Below are 1,680 nucleotides of genomic sequence, written 5' to 3' on the forward strand. Positions count from 1 at the left end.
TGAACGAGTAGAACAGGCGCTGCTGCCCTCCCGGTAACTGCCCCATCATGCTATTCGCCCCCGCGCTCGCTGACAGAGCAATTTTGCCAACGGCATGGGGAGGACGCTACTTTTTCAACAGAATCGGTCGAAAGATGCCAGTCACGAGCAGCAGAGTCGTTAGATAGCCATTGGTTTGATTCACCCCCCGCGATCCATCCGGCGACCACACCCTTGCCCTCCCACTCCCTCCTCCCTATCCTCCCCCAGCCACGGCAAATCCCGTGGCCGGGTTTGACAGCCCGTCATCAGGCGCGATTGCGCCGCAAGGTGCATGCGGGAAACGGCGAATGTTTCTTGCAGGCCTTTGCTCGCATGCAGTTTTCAACTGCACTGCTCTATGGCAGATCGCGCGGGGAGACCCTCGGGTCTGCCGGTTCCTGATGCCGGTCTGTCAACCCTGCGCGGTCTGCCACCCTTTGACTGACAGCGAACGGTGGCAGCTTCTTCATTCATCAGGAGCTAAGCCATGAAAAACGCTTTCACCCCCCTCGTTTTCTATCACCACCACCAACGCCTGCGCGCCGTGATGATCGACAACCAGCCCTGGTTCGTCGCCCATGATTTCGCGCAGTTGATCGGCCTGGCCGATGCCCTCCCCTTGCTCCCGGCCCTGGAGCCTCACCAGCAGCAAACCCTCGCCCTCATCTACACCGACGGCTTCCATGAAGAGGGGGTGGTGATCAGCGATATCGGCGCCTACCGGGCGCTGTTCCAGTTCGGCACGCCCAGGCACGGCACTGTGGGCCGCTGGGTGAACGAGGTGCTGGTGCCGACGCTGCATGACTATCACCGCACGCCCGATGCGGCACCCACGCGTGAAACGCTGGTCTACGAGGGCCGGCAGCTGGGCGTGGTGCGCTGGCAGGGTGAGCTGTGGGTGGCCTGGCGGGATTTGCCGCTGTTCATGGCCAGCGGCCAGGAGGTGTCGGTATGAGCCAGGAGGTTGCGGAACGCCGGCTGCGGCAGTGGGTGGATCGGCTGGAGTCGCGGTTGAACACCGTGCATGTGATCGCCGAGATCATCCGGGACAACGCGGGCCTGCGCGAGGGCATCCCCGGCCCTACCTGGATGAGGTCGGCGAAGGCGCCTTGATGGATGCGATGGCGGACCTGTGCCGCAGCAACCAGCAGGAGTTCTGGCAGTTGATGAAGCTGGAGCAGCTGGCGTTGCGGAAGAGCTGACCCGAGCCCGGCCCCTCTCGGCATCGGGAGGGGCCTTGGGGCAACGGGTGGGTCGTGAGGATGGAAGGTCTTTCACGGATGAACTCGCTCTGGCGATAGGCCGCCCCGGGCCACGTAGACCTCTGGCGAGGAGCGCCTTGGCGATGCATGGATTGAACGCCTGGGCCTGGGTACGGACAACGTCGTCGAGCCGCTTGAGCGGCGAGGACCGCGAAGCCCTGCAGCGGGCCCCCTGTCAGCTCATGGCGATGCCCGGCTCGAACTGCGCCTTGCCGGCCACGTTCCAGTCGCAGGCAGCAAAGCCGTCGCAATCCGCACGCTCCACCAGGATGCGGTAGGCGCGCTCAAGGCGCTGCCAGCCTGGCCTCCCCCATCATGCCCGGCACCGCAGCCAGCGTTGCGGGTCTGCCGAAGCGCCAGCCGGCCCGCCCGGCCAGGCGACCCGCCGGCCCCGACC

Annotated in this window: 2 protein-coding genes; both read left to right on the forward strand. The window is 65.2% G+C overall.

The features are described 5' to 3' along the window. The first annotated feature begins 508 nt into the window (after positions 1-508). On the forward strand, positions 509-976 hold the full coding sequence (locus DMX10_RS32200) for a BRO family protein (protein WP_111264890.1): 468 nt from the start codon (positions 509-511) through the stop codon (positions 974-976). Continuing rightward, entirely contained in the window at positions 973-1,134 is a 162-nt protein-coding gene (locus DMX10_RS33405) for a hypothetical protein (RefSeq protein WP_256604899.1), read from the forward strand. Before DMX10_RS32200 ends, DMX10_RS33405 begins: the two co-directional genes overlap by 4 nt. Positions 1,135-1,680: the final 546 nt, after the last annotated feature.

The sequence above is a fragment of the Pseudomonas sp. 57B-090624 genome, assembly GCF_003234055.1.
Classification (GTDB): Bacteria; Pseudomonadota; Gammaproteobacteria; order Pseudomonadales; family Pseudomonadaceae; genus Metapseudomonas; species Metapseudomonas tohonis.